This is a genomic window from Pseudoalteromonas sp. BSi20439 (assembly GCF_000241165.1).
GTDB lineage: Bacteria > Pseudomonadota > Gammaproteobacteria > Enterobacterales > Alteromonadaceae > Pseudoalteromonas.
In genome coordinates, this window is record NZ_BADW01000203.1 from 1 (window position 1) to 377 (window position 377).

Annotated in this window: 1 rRNA gene; it reads right to left on the reverse strand. The window is 54.4% G+C overall.

The features are described from left to right. Positions 1–377, reverse strand: a 16S ribosomal RNA gene (locus tag P20439_RS15525); the annotation flags it as partial.

Genomic DNA, 377 nt, shown 5'->3' on the forward strand with positions numbered 1-377 from the left:
AGCTAGCAGGTATTAACTACTAACCTTTCCTCCTGACTGAAAGTGCTTTACAACCCGAAGGCCTTCTTCACACACGCGGCATGGCTGCATCAGGCTTGCGCCCATTGTGCAATATTCCCCACTGCTGCCTCCCGTAGGAGTCTGGGCCGTGTCTCAGTCCCAGTGTGGCTGATCATCCTCTCAAACCAGCTAGGGATCGTCGCCTTGGTGAGCCATTACCTCACCAACTAGCTAATCCCACTTGGGCCAATCTAAAGGCGAGAGCCGAAGCCCCCTTTGGTCCGTAGACATTATGCGGTATTAGCAGTCGTTTCCAACTGTTGTCCCCCACCTCAAGGCATGTTCCCAAGCATTACTCACCCGTCCGCCGCTCGTCA